Consider the following 24,310-nt stretch of genomic DNA (forward strand, 5'->3'; position numbering starts at 1 on the left):
ACGTGCTCACCATTCGCCGCGACGCCTACGACGAGATCGTCCACCACGGGTACGCCGGCGACGACGAGGAAGTCTGTGGCGTCCTCGCCGGGGAACACGGAGCCGACGCGAGTCGCGTCACAGACGTTTCCCGCGTCGAGAACGTCGCGGACGCGCCACAGATTCGCTACGCGATGGACCCCGAAGCGCAACTAGAACAGATCGACGAGATCGAATCCCGAGGACTCGACGTAGTCGGGTTCTATCACACGCACCCGACGGGGCCGGCGCGTCCGAGCGCCGTCGACGCCGAGCGTGCAACGTGGCCCGGCTACTCCTACGTGATCTGTGCGTTCGACGGCCACCCGTATCTCGGCTCGTGGCGGTGGGATGGCGAGGAATTCGAACAGGAGACCGTCGCGATCGCCGAGGAGTAACTACGGCGTCGTGATATAGTAGGGAAACTGATTGGTTGTGGATGCTACGGTCGTGAAGTAACAATGTCCCGGCAGACGGAGCCGACACCACTGCTTTCTATACAACTGACGAACACGTCCGGGCACTGATGGCTACCGAACGGAGTGACGACCGACCAGACCGAGATCGGTCGGGGCGAGCGTCGGGACGGGACTGGACGACGTACGGTCTCGTCGCGGGCGCGAGCCTGACGTCGGTGGGACTGGCGGCCTACGAGATCGTCCCAGCGAGCGTCACTCCGCTGATCCGTGAGTCCCTGAACATCGGGCCGGCGATCGCCGGGCTCCTGGTGAGCGTAATGTTCGGGACCGCCGTGGTTGCGAGTCTGCCAGCCGGCGCCCTCTTGGATCGAACGGACTCTCGACGCGTGATGGTGATCGCCGTGTTCGTGTTGTTCGCAGCCGGCATCTGGGGATGGATTGGGGGACGAGGAGGGAGCTACCAGTCGGTGATCGCCTCGCGCGCAGTCGGTGGCATCGCGTACGTGGTCGTCTGGAACGCGGGCATCGACATCGTGAGCCGCGCAGTGACCGGCGACCACCGCGCGACGGCAGTCGGTATCTTCACCGCGAGCGGTCCGGTCGGCTTCGCGATCGGGCAGGGAACGGGGCCGATCATCGCCGCGCGATTCGGCTGGCCGGCGATCTTCATCGCGTTCACGGGCGTCGCGCTCGTCGGCCTGCTCATATTTTGGCCGACGAGTCGCGGACTCGGCGGTCGCGACGGTGACGCCCCCACGCTGGGGGAGTTCGGGACCGTTCTCCGCGACGAGACCGTCTGGCTCGTCGCGACGCTCGGGTTTCTCAGCTACGCGCTGTATCTCTTCATCAACAGTTGGGGGTCGTCGTATCTCACCCAGGAAATCGGACTCTCGCTGGCGGTGAGTGGTATCCTCCTGGCCGTGTTCCCCGGCATTGGCGTCGTTTCGCGAATCAGCAGCGGTCTCCTCTCGGATCGCGTCTTCGACGGGCGGCGACAGCCGGTTCTGCTGGGCTCGTTCGGCCTCGCTGCGCCGCTCGTGTTGCTCTTTGCGTACCTGGGCTCGGTCCCACTGCTCGTCGGCGTCCTGCTGCTTTCGGGCTTTGCGATCCAGCTCACGCTCGGGCTCTCGTTTACATACGTGCGCGAGGTGGTCGATCCGCGCGTTGCCGCGACGGCCGTCGCATTTCAGACGAGCGTCGGTCTCGCTGGGGCGTTTCTGGCTCCGATCGTCGGTGGCGCCGTCGTCGACGCCGCGGGCTTCGACGCGGCGTTCCTTCTTGCGGGCGCACTCGCGGGAGTCGGGACCGTGCTCGCGTGGCGTGCACCCGAGCCGCACGCGACGTGATTCGCTGGCGACGAACGTACTGCGCCGCCTGTGTTGTATCCCGTCGATAGAATATTGTGGCCTCGTATCTCACATCGAAAAAAGATGCTTAAAAATGAAATTTACATCGTAACAGGGAGCACGGGCGGTCTCGGGCGGGCGACCGCGCGAGAGTTAGCCTCTCACGGCGCGACCGTCGTCCTCAACGACCTAGGGGAAGAGGGTGAATCCGATGCCGTCACTCTGCAGGAGGAGATGGAAGAGAGAACAGGATCCGCGACGGTCCACCTCGGGGACGTCACGGAGATGGAATACGCCGAGGAGTTGATCGACGACACCGTCACCAAGCACGGTCGACTCGACGGCGTCGTCAACTTCGCCGGCATCCTCCGTGATTCGTATCTCACCGAGATGACCGAATCCGAGTGGGACCAGGTGATCGACGTCCACCTCCGCGGTCACTTCAATCTCCTCCGGAGTGCCGCGCGCCGGTGGAAAGAGACGGCCGAGGCCCGATCAGCGGGTCGCTCGTTTCTGACAGTGGCGAGCCCGTCAGCGTTCGGTAACAGCGGACAGGCGAACTACTCGGCGGCGAAAGCAGGGGTGCTCGGACTGACCCGCACGGCCGCGATCGAACTACAGCGGTACGACGTTCGCGTGAACGCGTTGGTTCCGATCGCGCATACGCAGATGACCGAAGCGTTTCTCGACGCGGCGGAGTACCCGCCGGAGAACGTCGCGCCGGTCGCGGCGTTTCTACTGAGTGAGGCGGCCGCGGGCGTCACCGGCCGTACCGTCGAAGCGGCGGGTGACGGCGTCGGGCTGCGCTCGAACCCGGAGATCGAGCGGATCGCGTTCGAGGACGGCGGCTGGTCCCTCGAAGACCTCGCAGACAGATTCGAGGCGACGTTGGGGAGACAGACCAGCCTCGACCGGAGCGAGACACAAACCTGACGCGGGCGAGTCGAGTCAGCGTCTGGAATCGACGGACGGGAGCGGCGGGCGGCCAGCGGCGGGTGAGGTGCGGCAGGCATCGAGAGACCGACCCGGAGTTGATAACCAAGTTGTCTCCATTCACTGATTTCGTATATAATGGTAATTTTTGGGGAACTATTATATACTAATGTAAATTATTGATCTGTGATGCCATACCAGGGCGGTCGTCGGGTGCGCGGACCGCAAGACGAACGGAGTCTCCCCGCCAGCGACGCACTGGTGTGACCTGCTAAATGGAACGAGACCAATGCACAGGCCACTACTCACGACTGACTTCTTGGACAGAGCGACGGAACTCTACGGCGACGATGTCGGGGTCATCGCAGACGACGGGACCGAGTTCACTTACGGCGAACTCGGAGAGCGAGTCAATCGGCTCTCGAACGCGCTCCGCGAGTGGGGCGTCGAAAAGGGGGATCGAGTCGCGTTGCTCTCGCCCAACTCGCATTACTTCATCGAGACGCTCTACGCGACGATGCAACTGGGCGCGCTGTTCGTCCCGCTGAACTTCCGCCTCCAACCCGGAGAGTACGATTACCTACTGGGCGACTGCGAACCGAGCGTGCTGATCGCCGATTACGAGTACGCCGAAAAGCTCCAGCACCTGAAAGAGGGCGGCGAGACCGGCGTCTCCCAGTGGGTCGCATACGACGCCGACCGCGTCGAGGGCGACTGGGACGACTACGAGACCGTCCTCGATGACGCGTCTCCCGAGCAACCCGAACGGCCGGACATCAGTGAGGACGACGACGCGACGATCCTCTATACGAGCGGGACGACCGGCGATCCGAAGGGCGTCGTCCACACCCACCGCATCCAGCACTACCACGCGATGATTCACGCCCATCACGTGGAGTTCGAGGACAACGACACGCTGCTTTGGACCTCGCCGATGTTCCACATCAACGGCTGGGGCCACATCTACGGGCTGACCGGCATCGGTGGAAAGCACGTGATACTCCGGGACTTCGACCCCGCGACCGTGTTCGAGCGGATCTACGACTACGACGTCTCGTATCTCGGCGGTGCGCCGACGGTCCTCAATATGCTGCTCGAATACCACGAGGAAGCTGACGTCCCGACGACCGGCGAGATGCCCGTCCGCGTCGAAACCGCCGCCAGTCCCCCGCCGAAACGGACGATCAAGCGGACCGAAGACGAACTCGGCTGGCGGATCATCCACGCCTACGGGGCGACCGAGACGGGGCCGCTCATCACCACGAGTAACTCGAAGCGGAAGATCGAACAGGGGAACAAGTACGACATCATCAACAAACCCGGGTTCGCGACGCTCAACACGGAGATCCGTGTCGTCGACGAGGACGGCGAAGACGTCCCCCTCGACGACCAGACCAAAGGCGAGGTCGTCGCCCGCGGGAATCAGGTCCTTGATCGTTACTGGAACAAACCCGAACAGACAGAGCAGGCCTTCCACGACCGGGTCGACGGCTGGTTCCACACGGGCGACATCGCCACGATGGACGAAAACCGGATGCTCACGATCGTCGATCGAAAGAAGGACATTATCATCTCGGGTGGCGAGAACATCTCCAGCATCGAGGTGCAAGACACCATCTTCGATCACCCCGACGTGAAGGTCGCCGCTGTCATCGGCGTCCCACACGAGAAGTGGGGCGAGACGCCGAAGGCGCTCGTCGTCACGCGCGAGGGGTCAGACCTCACGGAGGAGGGGTTGATCGAGTTCTGCCGCGAGAAGTTGGCCCACTACAAGTGCCCGACGAGCGTCGAGTTCCGCGAAGAGCTCCCGCAGACCTCGACGGGGAAGATCCAGAAGTACGAACTGCGAGCGGAACACTGGGACGACGCCGAGCGCGACGTCAACTGATAGCCGTCTCGAACTGTTTTCAGAGAGGCTCGAACCGGTAGAAGACGCGGTCCTGCTCGGTCGGTCCGTCGATGTCCATCACCTTCAGTTGGACGGCATCACCCGTCTCCAGTTCGTCGTAGGTGGCGTCGTCGACCCGCGCAGAGAGCCTGACAGGTCCCAGATCGACCACGCCGACGACGAACGGCGGGTCGTCGCTCATCCCGATAGCCGCGGTCCCTCGGACCTCGGTGAACGAGGTGAGCGTCCCCTCGTGCGGCAGGTCAGTGTACGTGAGGTCGTCGCTCAGACACTCCGGACAGACGACGCGCGGCGGGAAGTGAATCGCGTCGCAGTCGGTGCACCGTGTCGTCGTGAGCGATCCCGCACGGAGGTTGTCGTAGAACTCGTGGATCCGGGTGTGTTCTGGGTCCTGGAGATCGTAGAAGTCGAGCAGCCGCGGGAGTTCGACTTCGTCCGGAAGGGTGATCGTTCCGCGTGACGGGTCGCTGTGCTCACCGCCGTCCGTACGGAGGAGGTCGTCGGTCGGGGCGTCTGCGTCTTTCGAGCCGGTGTGGTGTGGTCGAGTCATTGGGGGTCCCTCGCGAGCGTCATCACGCTGTGCACTGAGGCGCTGCCGCTCAGATTGTGAATGAGTCCGGTCTCCGGATCGTCGGGCACCTGCCGGGCACTGGACACGTCGCCGGCGAACTGTCGGTACACCTCCAGCGCCTGGCAGACACCGGTCGCACCGAGCGGATGTCCGCACCCGAGCAGACCGCCGCGCGGATTGACCGCGACGTCGCCGTCGAGTTCGCTGCGCCCGTCCTCGATGAACTGTCCGCCTTCACCCTCCTCGGCGAACCCGAGTTGTTCGTACTCGATGATCTCACTGATCGAGAAGCAGTCGTGGACCTCCGCGACGTCGATCTCCTCAAGCGGGTCCTCGATCCCGGCCTGCTCGTAGGCCTGCTGGGAGGCCTCTCGAGCCTGCGGCCACGTCGTCATCGACGGGATGTTGTTGACGGAGTTGCTCGCCATACACGACTGACCGCTGCCGGTGATGTAGGCAGCCGTCTCGGCGCCCAGTTCCGCGGCCTTCTCCTCGCTGACGACGAGCACGCCCGCAGCGCCGTCGGTGATACCGCTGCAGTCGAGCAGTCGGAGCGGCGGGGCGATGGGGTACGAATCCAAGACGTCGTCGACGTCCACGTGCTCTCGGTAGTGCGCGAAGTCGGTCTCCGCGGCGAGGCTCTTGTTCTTCGCGCTCACCATCGCGAGTTGTTCCGGGGTCGTCCCGTGTTCTTCCATATGCCGCTGGGCGTACTGGGCGAAGTACGACGGTCCGTTGAGGCCGTTGACGCCGTCGAACTCCCGGTCGAGCACGTTCGTCATATTCGACTGAATCTCCGGCATATGCTCGCGGTCGATGTTCATCTTCTCGACGCCGAGCACGAGCGCGACGTCGAGTTGGCCGGCGGCGATAGCCAGCCAGGCGTAGCGGAGTGCGGCCTGCCCGCTCGCGCACGCGAGTTCGGTGCGGGCTAACATTCCGTTCACATCGATACCGAGTAGTTCGGCGACCATCGGCGCGACGTGGCTCTGGAACGCGAACCGTTCGGGTTGCACCGCTCCGACGAACAGCCCCTCGACGTCTTCGGGCTCAATCCCGTCGACGTCGTCGAACGTCGCTTTGCCGGCTTCCTGTGCGAGATCCTTCCACGTGGCGTCGCGCTCGCCCCATTCGGTGAGCCCGCCGCCGACGATGGCTGCATTGTGTGGCATTTCTCAGTCCTCGAAGTTCGGTTCGCGGTCGTTTCTGAACGCCTGGACGCCTTCGAGCATATCGTCGGTCGTCGTCAGCAAACCGAAGCCCTGGCTCTCCATCTTCAGCCCGGCGTCGAGACTGGCGTCGTCGCCCTCGTTGATGACCTGCTTTGCGACTTTCAGCGCCGTCTTGGGCCCCGAGGCGACGTCGCCGACGAACTCCTCGACGGTCTCGTCGAACTCGTCTGTCGGAACAGCACGGTTGATGATTCCCCACTCCTCGGCACGCTCGGCGCCGAAGTGGTTTCCGCGGAAGATGATCTCCTTCGCGCGTGGCTTGCCGACGAGGCGGGTGAGACGTTGGGTGCCGCCGCCGCCCGGGATCAGCCCCAGATCGACTTCGGGACTGCCGAACGTGGAGTTCTCGGTCGCGAGCCGGAGGTCGCAGGCGAGCATCAACTCGAAACCGCCGCCGAGACAGAATCCGTCGATCGCGGCGATCGTGGGTCGATCGAAGTCGTAGATCCGCTCGATGGATTCCTCGACGTCCATAATCTCGGTCGGCGCGTTGGCGGTGAAGCCCGTGATGTCCGCACCGGCGGAGAACGCGCGGTCGCCGGCGCCCTCGAAGACCACGCAAGACACTTCGTCCGTGTCGGCGTCCTCGAGCGCGTGGCCGACTTCTGCGAACATCTCCTCACTGAAGGCGTTGAGCCGCTCGGTGCGGTCGAACTCGATCGAGAGGACGCCCCGCTCGTCGAGCTCGACGTTCAGGAACTGATAGGGGTACTCGCCCGTGTAGTCGTAGAACCCCGCACCCGCGTCGACGCCAGTCTCGCCCGCCTCGACCAGTTCGATCAAGTAGTCAGCGGGTTCGTATCGCGCGGCACCGGTCTCCTCGTAGAGCGCTTGGAGTTTGTCGAGGACGGTATCGAGCCCGATCGAGTCGCCGACGCGACAGGTCCCCAGCGGGAACCGGCCGCCGAGACGAACGCCGAGGTCGATGTCTTCGGGCGTCGCCACCTCGTCGCCGACCAACTTCGCCGCCTCGTTGATCATCCGGGCTTCAATGCGGAGCGTGTCGAAGCCTTCGCCGTCGCCGGGTTCGTAGTCGACGCCGTCGCCGTCCTCGTAGTCGTAGAAGCCCTTGCCTGTCTTGCGGCCGAGCGTCTCGTCGTCCACCATCGCGGCGATCGACGGCGGCACGTCGTACGCGGAAGCTTCGAGGAAGTCGTAGGCGATATCGATGCCGCCGTAGTCGTTGAGTTCGAAGGGCCCCATCGGGTACCCGCGGTTGAACACCATCCCAGCGTCGGCCTCCTGGATCGTGCACTCCTCGCGGTCGAGCATCCACGCGGCCTCGCCCATAAACGGCACGAGGACGTTGTTCACGACGAAGCCGTGGACGTCCTTCTTGACGTCGATGCCCGTCTTGCCGATGGAGTCGACGTAAGCGTGTGCGCGCTCGATGGTCTCGTCGCTGGTCGCGTCGCCGTGGACGACTTCGACGAGGTCCATCCGCACGGGCGGATTGAAGTAATGCGTCCCGACGACCTGTTCGGGTCGGTCGGTGGCCTTAGCCATCTCGGTGATCGAAAGTCCCGAAGTGTTGCTCGCGAGGATTGCTCCCTCGGGGGCGTACTCGTCGACTTCGGCGAAGGTGTCCTTCTTGAGTTCCATCCGTTCGGGCACCGCCTCGACGACGAGATCGGCGTTCTCGACCGCCGCTTCGAGGTCGGTGAAGCCCTCGACTCGGTCGAAGACGTCCTCAGCGGATTCGTCGATCTGTCCTTTCTCCGCGAGTTTGCCGAGGCTCCACTCGATGTTGTCGAGACCGTCGTCGACGAACTCCTGCTCGATATCTCGAATAGAGACAGTGTAGCCCGCAATCGCAGCAACCTCGGCAATGCCGTGGCCCATACTTCCGGCGCCGAGTACCGCGACGTGTTGGATGTTCGCTTCCTGCATCGCTTACCCAAGCGTTAACGTTGCTATTCAATCTTCTGGTGTTTTAGACACAGTGTTTAGAATTAGCTAGTATAGAGACATTGTGGTGAAATTGTAGGCAGATAAGACACCATCTGTAATTTCAGTCGCCGGGGCTGTGCCTGGAGAGCTATAGGGGATCAGACGTGTAGTACGTCCTCCCACTGCGTACAGAGCGGGCCGCTATCGTGAAGTATGGTAACATACGCGTTCTAACAAGATTTCTGAATGGGCGCTGCTTCGTTTACTATTTCACCACAATCGATCGCAATACTTAACGAAAGTATTATCAAGTTCGGCTCTAAGGTGTGGAGCGAGCTATGAGATCACCTACCAGACGCAAGGTGCTGAAGACGGGCGGCGCAGCCTCAGTAATCGCAATGTCCGGACTCGCCGGTTGTTCAGGTAGCGGCGGAGGCGACGGAGACAACAGTGGTGGGGACGGCGGTGGCGACTCGGGGACGACGGGTGGCTCGACGAGCCAGGACACAGGTCCGAGTTCGTTCCACGTCGGCGTTTTCAACCCCCAGAGCGGTCCGTTCGCGCCGTGGGGACCCGCACTCCGAACGGGCGCCGAACTCGCAGCGGAGGACCTCGAAAGCGAACTCGGCGTCGACATCGAGATCAGCACCTACGACACCGAAGTCAATCCCAGCGCGTCGCTGGAGCGAATGAAACGAGCCGTGACGGCGGATGGCATCGACTTCGCGCAGGGCGCGCTCTCGTCGGCCGTCTGTACGAAGATCGGGACGTGGGCCTCCGACAACGGCGTCTCCTACATCGCAGACGGCGCGTCTGACACGCTGACGGGATCGAGCTGTCAGCCGCATATGTTCAGCACGTACTCTTCGAACACGATGCTGGTCAAGTCCATCGGGGCACGGATGGCCGACATCGCCGACAAGTGGTACCTGCTGTACTCCGATTACATCTGGGGGCAGAACGCCCAGGAGCTCTACATCGAAGAAATCGAGGCCAACGGCGGCACCGTGGTGGAGTCGGAAGCGACGCCGTTCCCCAACGACGACTACACGTCGTACCTCAACAACGTCGCTAACTCCGACGCGACCGGGCTCGGTCTCGTCCTCCCCGCGCTCGACAAGCGACTGGCGATGAAACAGCTCCGGAACAAAGGAATGCACGAGAACTTCAAACTGATGGGTCACCAGGCCGAAGACATCGCGTTCTGGGGGCTCAGCCAGGAGTCCGCGGCGATGATGGACATCGCCTCGACCGGCTGGACGAACGCGATCGACAGCGCAGAGGAGTTCAAGATGCGGGTCGCAGACCGCGATCAGAACCCGTACGTACGCCACGCCAACGCGTACATCGCGATGGATCAGCAGGTCCGCGCGGCCGTCCGCGCCGGCTCGACAGACGGGGAAGCGATCCGCGGCGAACTCGAGGGCCACACCGTCGAGAGCGAGAAGGCGCTGAGCATTATGCCGGGCGACCTCGAATGGCGAGCCTGCGACCACCAACTCGTGCACCCGACCTGGGCGATCTCGGGGCGCTCGATGGGCGATATGCAGACCGACCCCTACAACGCGTGGTTCCAGGTCGAGGGATCGAGCGCCGGGAAAGACGTAATGCGTAGCTGCGACGCGACGGGCTGCTCGCTGTGAACTCACGTATGAACGCCATTCCCATTCCGGGAACGCAGCGCAGCATCACGCCCGCTGGAGGTGTCGTCTGGGGCGTCCTGGTGCTGTTGACGGTGATGAGTGCCATCGTTCGCCCCGGCCTGTTCATCGATCAGGTCATCGGCGGCCTCGTGTACGGACTCGTCTTGGTGCTGATCGCGCTCGGCCTGTCAATCGTCCTGGGGCTGCTCGGCATCGTGAACTTCGCCCACGGCGCCCTGTTCATGCTGGGCGCGTACTTCACCTTCCAGCTGATGGAAGTCTGGGGAGTCTCGTTCTGGGTGACGCTGATCGTCGCACCGCTCGGAGTCGGACTCGTCGGCGTCGCCATCGAACGCGGTGTGCTTCGCCACCTCTACGACAAGAACCCGTTGAACGGGTTGCTCGCGACGTTCGGCATCGCGTTGATGCTCGGCGAGGCGACGCGCGCGATCTGGGGCGGCACTCCGCGCAGCGTCGTGGCTCCGCAAGTCCTCTCGATGGGCTTCGATCTGGGCGTCACAACCGTCTCGCGGATCCGCCTGTTCACCGTCGCCGTGGCGGTCATCGTCATCGCGGCCGTCTACCTGCTCATCGAGCGCACCGACTTCGGTCTCTCCGTTCGCGCGGGCGTTCTCGATCGCGAGATGGCCGAGTTCCTCGGCGTGAATATGAACGTCCGATTCATCTCGATGTTCGTGCTCGGCGCGGCCATCGCGGGTCTCGGCGGCGTCCTCCGGGGTGCCGCAGTCGGAATGGACGTCGGGATGGCGAATCAGTTCATCATCCTCGCGTTCGTCGTCGTCGTCGTCGGCGGGATCGGAAGCCTGTTCGGGAGTGTCGTCGCCGGCCTCCTGATCGGTGGCGCGAGCTATCTGACGCCACTGTACCTCTCGACGCTGGCCGAGGTGACGACGCTGGAGTTCATCAATATTCCCGGGATCGGCGGACTGGTCCCGTATCTGGTGATGATCGTCGTGCTGCTCGCACGGCCACGCGGGCTGTTCGGACAGGAGGGCTTCCTCGAATGAGCGACGAATCCGCCACGAACCGGACCGGAGAGAGCCTCGTCTCGGGGCTCCCGCTCGGGGCGCTGAACCGGTACAAGGTTCCAATCGGGTCGGTCCTGTTGGTCATCTTGCTCCGTCCACTAGTGTCGATGGAGTTCCTCCTCGGATACGGGTCGGTGGCGAACACCATCCTCATCTGGATGCTGTTTGCGGCCTCGTTCAACCTCCTCTTGGGATACACGGGGCTGCTGTCGTTCGGCCACGCGATGTTCCTCGGGATCGGGGCGTACGTCACGGCGATCGGGCTGTCACGGTTCAGTTCGTCGTTCGTCCTGTCAGCGGTCGTCGCGCTCGCGCTCGCTGGGGTCGTCGCCTATCTCATCGGCCGGATCACCGTCCAGAAAGGGGAGATTTACTTCGCGATGCTCACGCTCGCGTTCGGGACGACCGCGCACTTCATCGCCAACTACAACCCTGCCGGACTGACCGGCGGGACGACCGGCATCGCGGGCGGTGCAGTCCCGGCGTGGATCGAGACAGAACGCGGTCTCAAGTACGTGAACCTCGGCGGCTTCCAGTTCGACTGGTACTGGCTCGTCGCGGCGGCGGTCCTCGTCGGCCTCGTGGTTCTCTGGCAAATCGTCCGCTCGCCGTTCGGTCGGACGCTCATCGCAATCCGCGAAAACAAAGAGCTGGCCCGCGCGATGGGGATCAACACCTACCGGTACAAGGTGTGGGCGTTCACCCTGAGCGGGGTCGTCGCCGCCTACGCCGGCACGATCCTCGAAATCAACGAACAGGGCGCGACGCTCTCGCTCCTGACCGTCGAGACCAGCGGCGACGTCATCCTGATGACGGTGCTCGGCGGTGCGAACTACTTCTTCGGCCCCGTTGCCGGCGCGTTCGTCTGGCTGTTCGCCGAAGATTACCTGACCGACTTCGAGATGCTCGTCCTGCCGCTGAAAGAGGTCCCGATCGTCAGTCTCGAACTCGCGGGCGTGTTGGCGTACTGGCAGTTCTTCCTCGGACTGCTGTTCGTCATCGCGGTGCTGATCGCGCCACGCGAGGGGATCTGGGGACTCCTCAGAGACAGTATCGAAACGCTCTACGACCGACTGCGGACCGGTGAAGAAGATGTCTGAAACAGATACGTCTACGACCGAGCGAACGGACACAGGCGACGCCCAGACGGCAGCGCTTGGCTCGACGGGCCTCACGAAGCGGTTCGGCGGCATCGTCGCCGTCGACGACGTCGATCTGGCCGTTCCCGAGGGCGAACTGCGAGCGATCATCGGCCCGAACGGGGCCGGCAAGACGACGCTTTTCAACGTGCTCACGCACGCGCTCGCCCCGACCGACGGGACGGTGTATCTCCACGGCGAGGAGATCACGGACCTCTCACAGGAACAGCGTCCCCACCGCGGCCTCGCCCGCTCGTTTCAGTCGAATCAGTTGTTCAACGAGTTGAGCGTCCTCGAAAACGTCCGGGTGGTCGTCCAGACGATCGAATCAGGACCGTTCTCGTTCGATCTTCTCGGCGAGGGGCGGTCCCAGCACCGCGAGCAAGCGCTGGACATTCTGGACTCTGTCGGGCTGACTGACAAACGCGAAGTCACTGCGAAGAACCTCTCGCACGGCGACCAGCGTCGCCTGGGTATCGCGATGGCGCTGGCGACGGATCCTTCGGTACTCCTGCTCGACGAGCCGACGAGTGGTCTCGGAACGAACGAGACGGGACTCGTCACCGACCTCATCGAATCGGTGCATCAGGACCTCGGCCTGACGCTGCTCTTGATCGAACACGATATGGATATCGTCCTCTCGATAAGCGACCGCGTCACCGTCCTCGATCAGGGGCGCGTCCTCGCGACGGGCACGCCCGACGAGGTCAGAGGCGACGAGGAGGTCCAGGAAGCGTACCTCGGCGGAATGCGGGAGGAACTATGAGCCTCCTCGACGTCTCCGAACTGGAAGCCGGATACGAGACCGGACAGGTGCTGTTCGGCGTCGATCTCTCGGTCGACGAGAACGAGGTCGTCTCGCTGCTCGGCCGCAACGGCGCGGGCAAGACGACGACGATGCACGCACTCGTCGGTGCAGACGTGCCCCGGGTGTTCGGTGGGTCGATGACGTTCAACGGCGAAGACCTCCGTGCGTACCGAAATTACCAGATCTCTGACCTCGGGCTGTCTCTCGTTCCCGAAGGACGCCGGTGCTTCCGAGACCTCACGGTCAAAGAGAATCTCCGGCTCGCGGCGAATCACGCCGGCGATCCGCTGCCCGTCGAAGAGGTGCTGGATCAGTTCCCCGAACTCGACGATATGCGGGATCGCCCCTCGAAGAATATGAGCGGCGGCGAACAGCAGATGCTGGCGATCGCGCGAAGCCTCGTCACGAACCCGAAGCTGATGCTCCTCGACGAGCCCTGCGAGGGGCTGGCTCCGTACATCGTCCGACGGATCGAGTCGATCATCCAAGAGATCAACGAGAAACAGGACGTGAGCGTCCTCCTGGTAGAGCAGAACGTCGCCGTGGCGGTCGCTGTCGCCGAACGGCACTACATTCTCGACGAGGGCGAAATCGTCGAGGAAGTCTCGACGGCGCAACTCCGCGCGGACGACGAGCTCAGACAGGAGTACCTGGGCGTGTAATCCGATTCGTAAGTCGCCGACCGTCGGCTGTCGTCGAACCGTCCCCTGTCGAAGGAAACGGTCGCATACGTGTCCTGTCGCTCAGAGCTGAATCACTCACCGCCGTCTGATTCGAGGTGATCGAAGAGTCCCGGCGTCGTCCCGAACTTCAGCACGTTCGTCATCGTGGAGCTACGGACGTTGCTGACGGCTTGCCCGTGCTCTTTGTAGAACTCGTGGAGCCACTTCGACTCCGCCTCCTGGCTGGGGAACATCATCACCGATTTCCACTGGTACTCCCCGTCCGAGAGGAAGTAGAAGATGGAGTACTGACTCGATCTGATGTGTTCCATCGTGTCACGCCAGTGCTCTTTGAAATTCTCGGGGTTGAATTTGAACTCCATCAGCGCGAACGTGAAGTACGACTCGTTCGGGATGATCGCTTCGCGGAAGACGCCCGCTTCACGCATATTCCGGATCGCTTTGCTCACCGTGACGTGGCTGACGTCGATTCCGTGTTCTTCTTCCAAGACGTCGGTGAGTTCACGGGCGGAGAGCTGTGGGTCCCGCGCGAGCTCTCTGAGGATGACGACGTCTCGCTCTTTGAAGTCCCACGCTGGTCTGCTGTCGCTCATTCTGCGTTCTGCCTCGAAGCCGGTTGTCGGGGAGAACGTTTCGATAGGACGGCCCGCCAGCGACGGTCTCGCCGCAACTCAAACATTTGGTAACACACTCACCGCTAATAGAAAATGTGTGGTAAAATAATTACCGTGTGACGGAGTTGGTGTTAATTGGCGCTGAAATACGGTGTCGTCTGTCGAGGAACAACGATTGGCTGTCGAGACACACCGATTGGCGCGGGTCCCAGCCCTGTGGCGCAGTTATCGATTACGGAACAGCAGCCACGCCGCGACGAGCAGACAGGCGACGAATCCGCCGAACGCGAGGTCGTAGCTGCCGTAGGTGGCGACGATCCCGACGTACGCCGGGCCGACCGCGTTCGCGCCGAGAAAGAGCGCCCGCGCTGCACCGAGGTCGGCACCCATCCCGCCGTCGGGCGCGTCGTCGACGATGATCGCGTCGGCGAGTGGGAAGCCCGCCTTGTACCCGAGCGCGAGGAACGCCACTGTGAACCAAATCGCGACGGTCGCGGACGCGACGACGAGAGCCGTCAGGCCCGTCGCGGCGACGAGCAGCCCGGCGACAGCGATCCCACGCCGCGAGAACCGATCGCCAAGCGACCCAGCCAGCGGCTTCACTGCGAGTCCGATCGCGAAGACGATCGCGAACGTCAGGCCCGCAAGGCTCTGGGAGAATCCCTTCGTCTGGGCGAGGTACGTCGGAATGAAGTTGATGATCCCGCCGACCATAAAGTAAAACAGCGAAAAGGCGACGAGCGTCTCCCGCTGCTGGGGACTCTCGACGAGTCGACCGACAGTACCGGAGACGTCGAGTGAGGTCTCGCCGACGTGGTAGCCGTCTCTCGTGGTCGCGGCGTAGGCGGCCGTGAGCAGCCCGAGGCCGATCGCGACAGGGAAGAAGGGCGTCCGCCAACTCGCGTACGTCAGCGCGAGGATCGCCACGCCGGAGGAAATCAGTCCCCCGGCGTCGGTGCCGGCGGCGTAGATGCCGAGCGCGCGACCGCGCTGCTTCGTGAAGAGATCCGAGAGCAGCGCTCGCGACGGGATCGCAAAGAGCCCTTTCCCGATGCCGACGACCGTCGCGGCGACGAAAAACAGCACGACACCGTTCGTCAGCCCGAACAGTGCGAATCCGACGGCGAGGACGACCAATCCGGGGACGATGAGCGTCGCCCGGTTCCAGCGATCGGAGTACTCGCCGCTCGGATACTGGACGAGCGCGTACGACCCCCCGAAGATAGAGAGCGCGATGCCAGCAGTCGCCTCGGTGATCCCGAGGTCCGCGATGATCGTCGGCAAGAGCGGTGAGATGAGAAACCGACCGGTCTGGAGTATCGCCCACCCAAGCGAGACGGCCACCAGCATCCGCCGCGCGTAGCCGGTCATCTCGGTCGTCGTGTCGGTCACGGTGCCGACTCGGACGCGGAGCGTGACGTGGGTTCCGATTCGGCTCGGAGGGACGAATCAGCAGACTGGGGCCGGCTGCTACAGATTCGAGGCGCTTTCGCCGCCGTCGATCGGGAGCGCGACACCCGAGAGATAACTCGACTGTGGTGAAGAGAGGAACGCGACGGTTCGTCCCAGGTCCATCGGGTCGCCGAGATGTTCGACGGGGATCTCTCGGGCCCAGTCTTCGAGGCCCTCATCGTAAGAGTCGTACTCGCCGTCTTCGATGCCCTCCTCGACGAGGGCCTCGACTCGCGGCGTCTCGTGGGTTCCGGGGAGTACCGCGTTCGCGCGGACCTCCGGGGCGAGTTCCTTCGAGAGCGTCTTCTCGAGGCCGACGACGCCCATCCGGACCGAGTTCGAGAGCACGAGGTCGTCGACGGCTTCCTTGACGCTGATCGACGCGATAGTGACGATCGTTCCGCCGCCGTCGGCGCGGAGATGCGGTGCGGCCGCCCGGACCGCCCGGACGACACTCATCACGAGGAGGTCGAACGCCTCGTACCACTCCTCGTCGGTCGTTTCGAGGAACGATTCGGCCGGCGGGCCGCCGGCGGAGGTCACGAGGTGATCGAGACCGCCGAACTCCTCGATGGGGCGTCGGACGAGCGCGTCGACGTCGTCGGGGTCGGTCAGATCCGCGGCGTGCCCGACGACAGTCGCCTCGGCCGCCGCGTCAGCCCGGACGTCAGCGACGGCTTCTTCGAGCCGGTCTTCGTCGCGTCCGTTGAGCACGACGTTCGCGCCCTCTGCAGCGAGCGCCCGTGCAGACGCCTTCCCGAGGCCGCTACTCGATGCCGTCACGAGTGCCGAATCGCCCGCAATTTCGAGATCCATAGCTGTTCGACAGACCCCGAAACCAAAAGCGTTCAGCAGACCGGGAGGCGGTGCCGAGACGATCTCCCGACGGCGGCCTCACTCGGCCAGTGTCCAGTACGGCGCGGTGTCGAGCCGTGAGGTCGCGGTCTGGACTTCCGAACGTGTCGTTCCGTAGAATCGCTCGCGACCGACCGGCGTGCGCAAACACAAGATCACGGTGTTGCTCGTCACCTCGAAGACCGAGAGCGTCCAGGGGCTTCCAGCGTGTTCCCATCGGCTTCGGAGCGTAGCCTCCTCGTCGTCGACGACGCGCGTTCCCAGCTCCCAGCTCAGTCGTGTGAGGTAGGTGAGGTCGAACGGCACGACGTCGGGAAGATCGGTCGTCGGCTCCCCGTCCTTCTGAGTGCTATGAGCCGCCATACCAATCCGAACTCCATCTTTGATTAAAAACGCAACTATTTCGCTGTCGGATAGGACGAGTCAGCCGCGTCGGGGTCGCGAGACCGGTGCGCGGCAGTCAGTGGGAGTCACTCGTCGCTGGAGACGCGGAGGTGCGGAACGACGAGCGACTCCGCGAGTCGTATCGTTCCCTCGCGCCACTGGATCCATCCGACGGTGAGGACGAGGCCGACGACGGAGGCAGCGAGGCCGAGCAGTCCCGCTTCCGGGCCGAACGCGCCGCCGGTGAGGAGACGAGGGCCGGACTGCGTGGTCGCGATCAGCGATACGCCGTTCGAGGTGCCGCTGACGGGGAAGCCGTAGACGACGCCCTGAAAGAAGTTCCAGGTCGTATGCAGGCCAATCGGAATCGCCAGTTCGCCGGTCAGTATGTAACCCGCCGCGAGCATCACGGCAGCGAGCACGATTCCGACCGTGCTGGCGGGCGTCACGTTCGGGTTGGTCGCGTGCGCGACGCCGAAGAGGACCGAGGTTACGAGGACAGCCAGCGCGATCGCACCGCGGGTTCCAATCCGGTCGAACCACGTGAACCCCTCCGAGAGGTTGGTTACGAGGTAGCCCCGAAACAGGAGTTCCTCGTAGACACCCACGGCGACGAACGTGAGAAGACCCCAGAAGAACCACGGCCAGAAGTCGAACCCCGAGCGAGCGACGTAAAAGACGTCTCTAATGGAGATCCACCCAGCCAGCAGTTCGACGGTGAAGATCACCGTCATCAACGCGCCCCCGAGCGCGAGTCCGAAGCCGAGGTCCGCCCACCACGAGCGGTCGACGCGAAAGCCGAAGTCGCGGAACCAACGACGGTCTGCGAACCGGCCGGCCAGATAGACACCGCCGACGATCACGACGATCTGGGTCGAAACGAAGAGCAGATTTCGGATTGCGACAGCCGTCTGCTCGGCCGACTGCGACTGCGTGAGTGCGAGGAACGCCCGCGACGGCCGCGTCGCGAGCGCCGTGACGACGAGCGAAGTGAGAAGTCCCAACACCGCAAGGAGGACCACGAGCGCGATAAGTCGCCACGGCAGTCGCAGTCGGTGCGCACTGTCGTTCCACAGGAAGGCTTTGACGCGAGGGAACATCGCGTGTAACTGTCGGAGAGACGAACGTTAACTCTATCTCTGCGTGCCGGCGAGCCGCCGGAGCAACCCGACCGGATCCTCGATCTGCGAGAGGAGGACGCCGACGACGACGAGAAGTCCGCCAAGGGCCGTCTCAACCGTCAGCGACTCGCCGAGCAGGAGCACGCCCAGCGTGACGGTCGTCACCGGCTCGGCCGTCCCGAGGACGCTCGCGCGGTTCGCTTGCAGGAACCCGAGGCCCTCGTAGAGTAACACCAGCGGGACGCCCGTGCCGAGGACGCCGATCCCGACGACGACCCCCCACTGGGCCGGACTGGTCGGGAGCGTCGCCCCCTCGGCGTACCACCGGAGACCCAGCAGAGCGGTCGCAACCGTCAGTACGTGGGCCGTGAGCACGCTCGCTTTCGCGCTCGTCGACAGCACGCGACCGCCGACGATGTAGACGGCGTATCCAATCGCCGCCGCGAGGAGCAGCACGACGCCCAGCGGCGTCGCACCCCGCGTGTCGGCGCCGAGGATGAGACCGAGGCCCGCCAACGCGAGGACGAGCGAGACGACGAGTCGAAGTGTGACCCGCTCGTCGAGGAAGGCTGCAGAGAGCACCAGCACGTACACGGGGTACGTGAAGAACACCACCGCCGAGAGCCCCGCCGTAAGGTGAGTGAGCCCCGTGAAGTACGCGATCGTCAGGACGGCGTACATCGTTCCGAGTCCGGCCGCAGACCAGGCCGGCCGCCCGGAGAGAAGCCTCACGTCGCCGCGGAGGGCGAGAAACGCCCAGACGAGCACGCCGCCGCCGAGGAAGCGAAAGAAGAGCAAGGGCGGCCGCCCGAGTCCCGCCGCTTCCGCGAACTTCCCGAAGATTGCCAGCGTCCCGAATCCGACCGCCGACCCCATCACGAGAAGTGCGCCGACGGTTTCCTCACGCATCGTATGCAGATTTGCCGGTCCGTTTTTTAACGGTTGTGGACCGGCCACGTGGTCGAGAAGTCACAGCTACGGAGTGACAGCCGGACGCACCCGGCCGACAGGGCCACGCGCGGAAGACCGACGAACGGGCGAGCAGCTACGAGGAACTCATCTGACGATCAGCACCGGCATCGGGGCGCGCTGGAGGACCGTCTGGGCGACCGAGCCGAGGAGGACGCGGGTGAGCAGTGCGCGCCCGTGGCTGCCGAGTACGATCGTATCGGCGTCGTGTTCTTCTGCGTACGCGACGATTTCGCGGCCCGGCTTGCCGAGCCTCGTCGCTGTCGACACCGTTCGGCCGTGATCGGCGGCGATAGCCTCGGCCGCGGCGAGTAATTCCGTCGAACGGGCGTGCGCGCGCTCACGGAGTTCTTCGGCACCGACCAACGCCTCCGCGCTGTATCCCTCGTCGAGATAGTCGATCACGTGAATGACGGTCACCTCCGTTTCCGGGTACGTCGTGAGCGCGTATTCGAGGGCTCGCTCCGCGAGCGGGGTCCCGTCGAACGCGACGAGGAGTCGCTCGACTTCGGGCACGGTGGGACATCGGGCTACTGGGAGAAATAAGACCGGGGCAGATCGCTGGCGGGTCGTCCCGAGACCCGGGCCAATCAACGCGGTAGCAGCGCCAGCGCGACGGGGACCGCGATCAGGAGGACGACGAACCCGACGAAGTACCGCAGGTCCTCGACGAGCCGTCTGTGTGCGGCCTCGACGGTCCGAAAGTACGGATCGAACCACACCGTGGCCCCCAGTGTGAGGAGCGTGCTCACGAGGAGGAGTGCCAGGACGAGCGCGACGCCGACAGGCGATTGCAGCACCACGGCGATGAGGACCGTATCGAACAGCGTTCCGAGGTTCGCGCCGAGGACGTAGGGGACGACCTCACGGCGTTTGAGGTATCCCCGGTTGTAGAGCGGCACGATCACTCCCAGCGAGAACGCGACGCTCGTCGTGATTCCGGTGAGTAAGACGCCAAGCGCGAGAGCGACCCAGGTACGTTGGAATCGTCGAAAGAAGCGCGCTCGGAGCCACGCGGTGTCGACCCGCTTGAGCACCCGATCGAAAAGATTGAGGCTAGCGAAGAGGACAGCGATCGCCAGCACGAATCCGAGTTCGGCTCCGACTGCGTCGACGACGGCTGTCGTTACCGATTCGAGGGGTGAGAACTGCGACGAAACGTTCGTCCGCGTCCCGACGGATTCGAGGGGGTGCTGGAGCCACGGTAAGGCGAGATAGCCCACGACGGTCGCAGGGAGATACACCGAGTGCGTCAACAGAAACGCGAGGAGTCCGAGGCTGGTCGCCTCACCGAGCGAGTACCGACGCTTCTGGAGGTAATCGAGAGCCCCGATGAGAACGACGATGGCGGCCGCACCGAGGCGAGAACCGGCGACCATCAAAAACAGTTGTGCGTCGGTGACGATCCCGTTTCCGAATAACGACACCGACAGCGCAGCGACGATCGAACCGTTCGTCAGCACGTACGTGGCGAGCCAGCTCACGCCCAGCGCTTGGGCATCGCCGGAGACGTGATGAGCAAAGAACTGCCGGAGCGGCACGGCCGCCGCTTCAGTGGCGGTGCCGAGCAACTGAACCGCGAACAGAAACAGCGCTACGGACGCGAGGGCACCGATCCAGAGCGGGGCCGAGGCGCGAACCCGCGCGAAGGCGTGGTCCACGGTGCACGTAGACTCACGCCGACGACACAAACATTACGCCGGCAGCGCGTTAGCTCTCCTCTCCCCCGTCGTCCGGTCCGCTCTGTTGGTTCGATTCGAGCATCTCCCAAGGGACGGTTCCCTCGCTGACGATGTTCGATGGTTCGAGCGCCGGATCAGTCAGTGTGACCCTGGCCAGTCCGACCGGTCCCGCCCGTGGTTCGGGGAGGTTCGCGGGATTCGAGGTCTCGAATTCCGTCTCCGTGACGTCGCCCACGACGACTCGCATCGCCATTCCGTATCCCTCGTGCGGCGAGCAGAGGAGGTCGTAGACGCCCGGTGTCTCGAAGGCGTGGAGCCACGTATCCGGAACGGGCCCTTCGCCGTCGCTGTCGTCTCCGTCGTCCCCATCGTCGTCGGTACCGTTGCTTCCGTCGTCACTCTCGTCATCGGTGCCGTCATCAGCGTCGTCATCCCCCTCATCGCTGCCGTCAGCGTCGTCATCTTCCTCCTCGCCACCCATCTCGGCTGGCGGTTCGATCTGATCGCCGGGGATAGACTCCGGCCGCCAACCGAGGAGTGGAGAGGAGAACGCGGTGACGCCGATCGGGACGCGCCGCCGCATCCCGAATGCCGGGTGGTAGGCGACGACGTTGTGATCGGGTGTTCGGAACACGAACTTCACCACGTCCCCCGGTTCGATGTGGAGCCCAGTGGGCTGAAAGAAGAAGTCCACTGGTCGGTTTGGATTCGTCGGCGGGGCGCGAATCAGCGTCTCGACAGTATGGACCGTGCCTGTGCCATCCATCGCTTCGTCGTCGCTACTCTCCTCGTCGTCCATCTCGTCATCTTCTTGGGCGACGGTCGAGCCGCCGAGCACCGAGATGGCCGCACCGGCACCGAACGCCTTCATCAGGGGCCGTCGGTGCAAACTGAGTGTGTCGTTTCGGGACATACCGTGCAAACGTATGACACGATCTCGAATTGTTATTCGCGTTCTATCTGAGTGATAACTCGTTCTCCCGTCGTGACCGTATCGAACGCCCGTCGTATCCGTCCGTTGGATAGGAATACCCAGATTGTGTGTCACATTACTGCAATACGTCTCCGATGCCAAGAGCGTGCCAGAGACGACAGTAAGGGCGGCGAATAGCGAGCGCGGCAGTCGTCAAGGGAAACTTACCGCAACCGGAAACAATGTGCGCGAGAGTGAGCGCGCCGAGCGACTCGAAGAACCGGAGCGGGCATCGCAGGCGAGACTTCCGACGCGAGCAGGTCGCGCGAGACCTCACTGGTCCAGTGCTGGCGGCTCCTCCGTTTCCGACGCGCCCAGGAGACGCGGCAGCGCCGTATTCGCGAACGTCAGCGCGACGACGAGCAGGATCGGCGCGAAAAACAGGCCGTAGAATCCCAGTACGACCGGACCCAGCGTGTACGCGAGCATCAGGAGACCGACGTGGGTTTCCTCGCCGCTGAGAAGCGGCCGAAGCACCACGTCGGGGATCGTGTCGACGACGACGACGGCGACAGCGAAGAACCCCCCCACGTACACCAGACTCGACAGCGTCCCACCGAGGACGATCGGGAGCGCGGTGAGGAGTGTCAGCGGGACGTAGACGATTTTCATTCCGACGACCGGAATCAGACTCGCGATCCCAGTGAGCGCACCGGCGAGCGCGGGATAGGGAACCTCCGCGGCGGGCGGTACGAACGCGTTATACGTGCTGAACGACCCGATAGCGATCAGCGAGACCGCGAGGACGTTCAGGAGATTTCCAAACAGCACCGCTTCGAGTTCTCTGTCGACGGCTTCGAGGTACTCTCGAATGATGGCCTCGTCGTCGAAGTTGAGCAGCCACTGACTGATGCGGTTGCCGTCGACTAAGAGGTAGTACGTGACGATGACGACGACGAACAGATTCAACATAAACTCCGAGACGAGCGTCGTGAAGAACGTGGCGTGCTGGGTCGCAAAGTCGATGAACGGGGCCAGATCGCCGGATTGGTACGCTCCGTAGAGCCCCTCGATGGTGAACTTGGGGATCTCGTTGATGCCACCGAACCACTCGAAGTTCTCGTTTGCGACGTCGACGAGCGCGTACTGGTCGATGAAGCGGCGGGCCTCGATTGCCAAGAGCACTGTAGCGTAACTGATCAGTAAGATGAGTGGGACGGCGAGCGAGAACATCACGACCACCGCTCTGGCGTTCGCTGGAAGGTGGAACCGTCGGAGCATCCGGTGGTAGCGGCGCGTCGAGTAGTACAGGAAGACAGAGATGGTCAACGGAGCGATAAATTGGTACGCGAGTGCACCGATGACGACCGAGACGATGATCCCAAACAACGCCACGGCGAAGCGGTTCCCATCCATACAAACCGACCTTTCGCCACAGTAACACAAAAATATGGCCTTGTACGGGCGTCTTGTGGGCGGTGAGTTCACTCAAACGGAGGAACGATGGACGCTCAACAGAGTGCCGGTACGATAGGGTCAGTGCAGCCACAGACGGCTGGCGAATACCACTATGGCGAGTACGGCTATACCCGGACCAAATCCGGGTGTGTTGGTCGGGGTGGTCTCCTCCGTGACAGTCACGGTGGCTGTCGAGGCATCGGCGACCGGAGCGACAGCGAACTCGGAGAGACCTGGCGACTCCGCACGGAAGGCCACCTGCGTGGCGTTCCGCTCGGTCACTCTGGTTTGCAGTCGGTTCCAAGACAGGTTCTGTGCGTTGTACCGATACAGCGCGACGCGCTCGGCTGAGACGTTCCGCTCGCGCAATCGCGTGCGGTTCACAGCAAACGTCATCGACGCGTTCGTGACGTTCTCGTTCGGGAATTGGTGTGTGATATTGAAGTACCCGAACGGCGCGGGGCCAGAGAACGCACCGACGCCGGCACTCGCGTTGGCGGCCGTTCGAAGGGCGAACTGGTAGTCGCCGCTCCGGTTAGTTCTAACTGCCATCTCTCGCATTCGAACGCCGACATCAGGAGAATCAGCCCGGTAACGGAACTGCACGCGAATCGTCTGATTCGCGCCGACGTTCTCCACTCGCATCGAGTGGCTTCCATTCTGATGTTGACCGGCTGTGACGTTCGGGCCGGGCCCAGGTCCAGAGCCGTGCATCCCATCACCGTTACCCTGTGCGGCGACAGTCGTAGCCAGAATCGGTGCAGCACCTGCGAAAGTGATGACGGACACGATGAAGACCGCAAGGAGAGGTTCTTTTTTAATCCTCATACATTAATATATAAATATTAATAATCATAAGTGTTCAGAATGGGATAAGTAAGTGGCAATAATCTGTGTCGCCTTAGAGGCCGGCATAGTCCCTGCTGCGTCGTTCTCGACCCCTCCAGCGAGCGAAACCCGGGTCCAGAACATGAGGCGTCGTTGAATATATATTGATCGAACGTCATATACGAGAACGCTATGAGTGACTCAGACGGGATCGACGAGGCGGTCCAGCGCGTTCGCGACGCATTCGACACGGCCGCCGAAGAAGCAGAGCAGATGACCGACGAAGCGCGTGGCGAAGTCGACGAAGCGATTGAGGAACTCGAAAAACGGATCGAAGAACTTCGAAGCTGACGACAGAAACCACTACAGTGAAAGTCGGCAGCGGTACTACAGT

Annotated in this window: 24 protein-coding genes; 10 read left to right on the forward strand and 14 right to left on the reverse strand. The window is 63.3% G+C overall.

The genetic code is table 11. The annotated features are described in order from the left end of the window. The first annotated feature begins 2 nt into the window (after positions 1-2). The 4 genes from RBH22_RS07820 (at position 3) to RBH22_RS07835 (ending at position 4,604) form a co-directional block, all read left to right on the forward strand. Positions 3-416: a desampylase gene (locus tag RBH22_RS07820; protein WP_306677104.1), complete on the forward strand. Its 414-nt coding sequence runs from the start codon at positions 3-5 to the stop codon at positions 414-416. A gap of 128 nt (positions 417-544) precedes the next feature. Then, positions 545-1,783 (forward strand): MFS transporter, encoded by a 1,239-nt coding sequence (locus tag RBH22_RS07825; protein WP_306677105.1) that lies wholly within the window; start codon positions 545-547, stop codon positions 1,781-1,783. Positions 1,784-1,867: 84 nt separating this feature from the next. After that, on the forward strand, positions 1,868-2,716 hold the full coding sequence (locus tag RBH22_RS07830) for an SDR family oxidoreductase (RefSeq protein ID WP_306677106.1): 849 nt from the start codon (positions 1,868-1,870) through the stop codon (positions 2,714-2,716). A gap of 289 nt (positions 2,717-3,005) precedes the next feature. Beyond that, on the forward strand, positions 3,006-4,604 hold the full coding sequence (locus RBH22_RS07835) for a long-chain-fatty-acid--CoA ligase (RefSeq protein ID WP_306677107.1): 1,599 nt from the start codon (positions 3,006-3,008) through the stop codon (positions 4,602-4,604). 19 nt (positions 4,605-4,623) lie between these two features. On the opposite strand, the gene RBH22_RS07840 is transcribed toward RBH22_RS07835, so the two are convergent. From RBH22_RS07840 to RBH22_RS07850, 3 genes are read right to left on the reverse strand one after another with little or no spacing between them, the layout of a single operon-like run. Continuing rightward, a complete protein-coding gene (locus tag RBH22_RS07840; protein WP_306677108.1) occupies positions 4,624-5,175 on the reverse strand; it encodes a Zn-ribbon domain-containing OB-fold protein in 552 nt (183 codons plus the stop codon). Further along, positions 5,172-6,368 (reverse strand): thiolase family protein, encoded by a 1,197-nt coding sequence (locus RBH22_RS07845; protein ID WP_306677109.1) that lies wholly within the window; start codon positions 6,366-6,368, stop codon positions 5,172-5,174. Before RBH22_RS07845 ends, RBH22_RS07840 begins: the two co-directional genes overlap by 4 nt. Before the next feature lie 3 nt (positions 6,369-6,371). Further along, complete coding sequence (locus tag RBH22_RS07850) at positions 6,372-8,318, reverse strand: 3-hydroxyacyl-CoA dehydrogenase NAD-binding domain-containing protein (RefSeq protein ID WP_306677110.1); 1,947 nt, start codon at positions 8,316-8,318, stop codon at positions 6,372-6,374. Positions 8,319-8,656: 338 nt separating this feature from the next. Between RBH22_RS07850 and RBH22_RS07855 the strand changes: the two genes are divergently transcribed. From RBH22_RS07855 to RBH22_RS07875, 5 genes are read left to right on the forward strand one after another with little or no spacing between them, the layout of a single operon-like run. Then, on the forward strand, positions 8,657-9,961 hold the full coding sequence (locus tag RBH22_RS07855; RefSeq protein WP_306677111.1) for an ABC transporter substrate-binding protein: 1,305 nt from the start codon (positions 8,657-8,659) through the stop codon (positions 9,959-9,961). Between the two features lie 8 nt (positions 9,962-9,969). Next, on the forward strand, positions 9,970-10,989 hold the full coding sequence (locus tag RBH22_RS07860; protein ID WP_306677112.1) for a branched-chain amino acid ABC transporter permease: 1,020 nt from the start codon (positions 9,970-9,972) through the stop codon (positions 10,987-10,989). Next, positions 10,986-12,110 (forward strand): branched-chain amino acid ABC transporter permease, encoded by a 1,125-nt coding sequence (locus tag RBH22_RS07865; protein WP_306677113.1) that lies wholly within the window; start codon positions 10,986-10,988, stop codon positions 12,108-12,110. The genes RBH22_RS07860 and RBH22_RS07865 overlap by 4 nt, the downstream gene beginning before the upstream one ends. Beyond that, the gene (locus tag RBH22_RS07870; RefSeq protein ID WP_256290102.1) at positions 12,103-12,915 is read left to right on the forward strand and encodes an ABC transporter ATP-binding protein; all 813 of its coding nucleotides are present in this window, start codon (positions 12,103-12,105) and stop codon (positions 12,913-12,915) included. Before RBH22_RS07865 ends, RBH22_RS07870 begins: the two co-directional genes overlap by 8 nt. Further along, positions 12,912-13,619, forward strand: coding sequence for an ABC transporter ATP-binding protein (locus RBH22_RS07875; RefSeq protein WP_306677114.1), 708 nt, complete (start codon positions 12,912-12,914; stop codon positions 13,617-13,619). Before RBH22_RS07870 ends, RBH22_RS07875 begins: the two co-directional genes overlap by 4 nt. Positions 13,620-13,711: 92 nt before the next feature. Here RBH22_RS07875 and RBH22_RS07880 read toward each other — a convergent pair whose 3' ends face one another. The 11 genes from RBH22_RS07880 to RBH22_RS07930 form a co-directional block, all read right to left on the reverse strand. Beyond that, positions 13,712-14,233 (reverse strand): winged helix-turn-helix domain-containing protein, encoded by a 522-nt coding sequence (locus RBH22_RS07880; protein WP_256290098.1) that lies wholly within the window; start codon positions 14,231-14,233, stop codon positions 13,712-13,714. A 246-nt stretch (positions 14,234-14,479) separates the two neighbouring features. Next, positions 14,480-15,604, reverse strand: coding sequence for an MFS transporter (locus tag RBH22_RS07885; RefSeq protein ID WP_306677231.1), 1,125 nt, complete (start codon positions 15,602-15,604; stop codon positions 14,480-14,482). Positions 15,605-15,724: 120 nt separating this feature from the next. Continuing rightward, entirely contained in the window at positions 15,725-16,522 is a 798-nt protein-coding gene (locus RBH22_RS07890) for an SDR family oxidoreductase (protein ID WP_306677115.1), read from the reverse strand. 78 nt (positions 16,523-16,600) lie between these two features. Further along, positions 16,601-16,924: a hypothetical protein gene (locus RBH22_RS07895; protein ID WP_256290094.1), complete on the reverse strand. Its 324-nt coding sequence runs from the start codon at positions 16,922-16,924 to the stop codon at positions 16,601-16,603. Between the two features lie 107 nt (positions 16,925-17,031). Further along, complete coding sequence (locus RBH22_RS07900; protein ID WP_306677116.1) at positions 17,032-18,045, reverse strand: CPBP family intramembrane glutamic endopeptidase; 1,014 nt, start codon at positions 18,043-18,045, stop codon at positions 17,032-17,034. A gap of 33 nt (positions 18,046-18,078) precedes the next feature. Then, positions 18,079-18,975, reverse strand: a complete 897-nt coding sequence (locus RBH22_RS07905) for a DMT family transporter (RefSeq protein WP_306677117.1) — start codon at positions 18,973-18,975, stop codon at positions 18,079-18,081. 147 nt (positions 18,976-19,122) lie between these two features. Then, a complete protein-coding gene (locus RBH22_RS07910; RefSeq protein ID WP_306677118.1) occupies positions 19,123-19,551 on the reverse strand; it encodes a universal stress protein in 429 nt (142 codons plus the stop codon). 74 nt (positions 19,552-19,625) lie between these two features. Beyond that, complete coding sequence (locus RBH22_RS07915) at positions 19,626-20,696, reverse strand: sodium:phosphate symporter (protein ID WP_306677119.1); 1,071 nt, start codon at positions 20,694-20,696, stop codon at positions 19,626-19,628. A 49-nt stretch (positions 20,697-20,745) separates the two neighbouring features. Beyond that, positions 20,746-21,588, reverse strand: a complete 843-nt coding sequence (locus RBH22_RS07920) for a plastocyanin/azurin family copper-binding protein (protein WP_306677120.1) — start codon at positions 21,586-21,588, stop codon at positions 20,746-20,748. A gap of 375 nt (positions 21,589-21,963) precedes the next feature. Further along, complete coding sequence (locus RBH22_RS07925) at positions 21,964-23,046, reverse strand: AI-2E family transporter (RefSeq protein ID WP_306677121.1); 1,083 nt, start codon at positions 23,044-23,046, stop codon at positions 21,964-21,966. A 120-nt stretch (positions 23,047-23,166) separates the two neighbouring features. After that, complete coding sequence (locus RBH22_RS07930; protein WP_306677122.1) at positions 23,167-23,916, reverse strand: PGF-pre-PGF domain-containing protein; 750 nt, start codon at positions 23,914-23,916, stop codon at positions 23,167-23,169. Positions 23,917-24,108: 192 nt separating this feature from the next. Between RBH22_RS07930 and RBH22_RS07935 the strand changes: the two genes are divergently transcribed. After that, a complete protein-coding gene (locus RBH22_RS07935) occupies positions 24,109-24,267 on the forward strand; it encodes a hypothetical protein (protein WP_256290082.1) in 159 nt (52 codons plus the stop codon). Positions 24,268-24,310 lie beyond the last annotated feature (43 nt).

The organism is Halobellus sp. H-GB7, from assembly GCF_030848585.1.
Classification (GTDB): Archaea; Halobacteriota; Halobacteria; order Halobacteriales; family Haloferacaceae; genus Haloquadratum; species Haloquadratum inordinatus.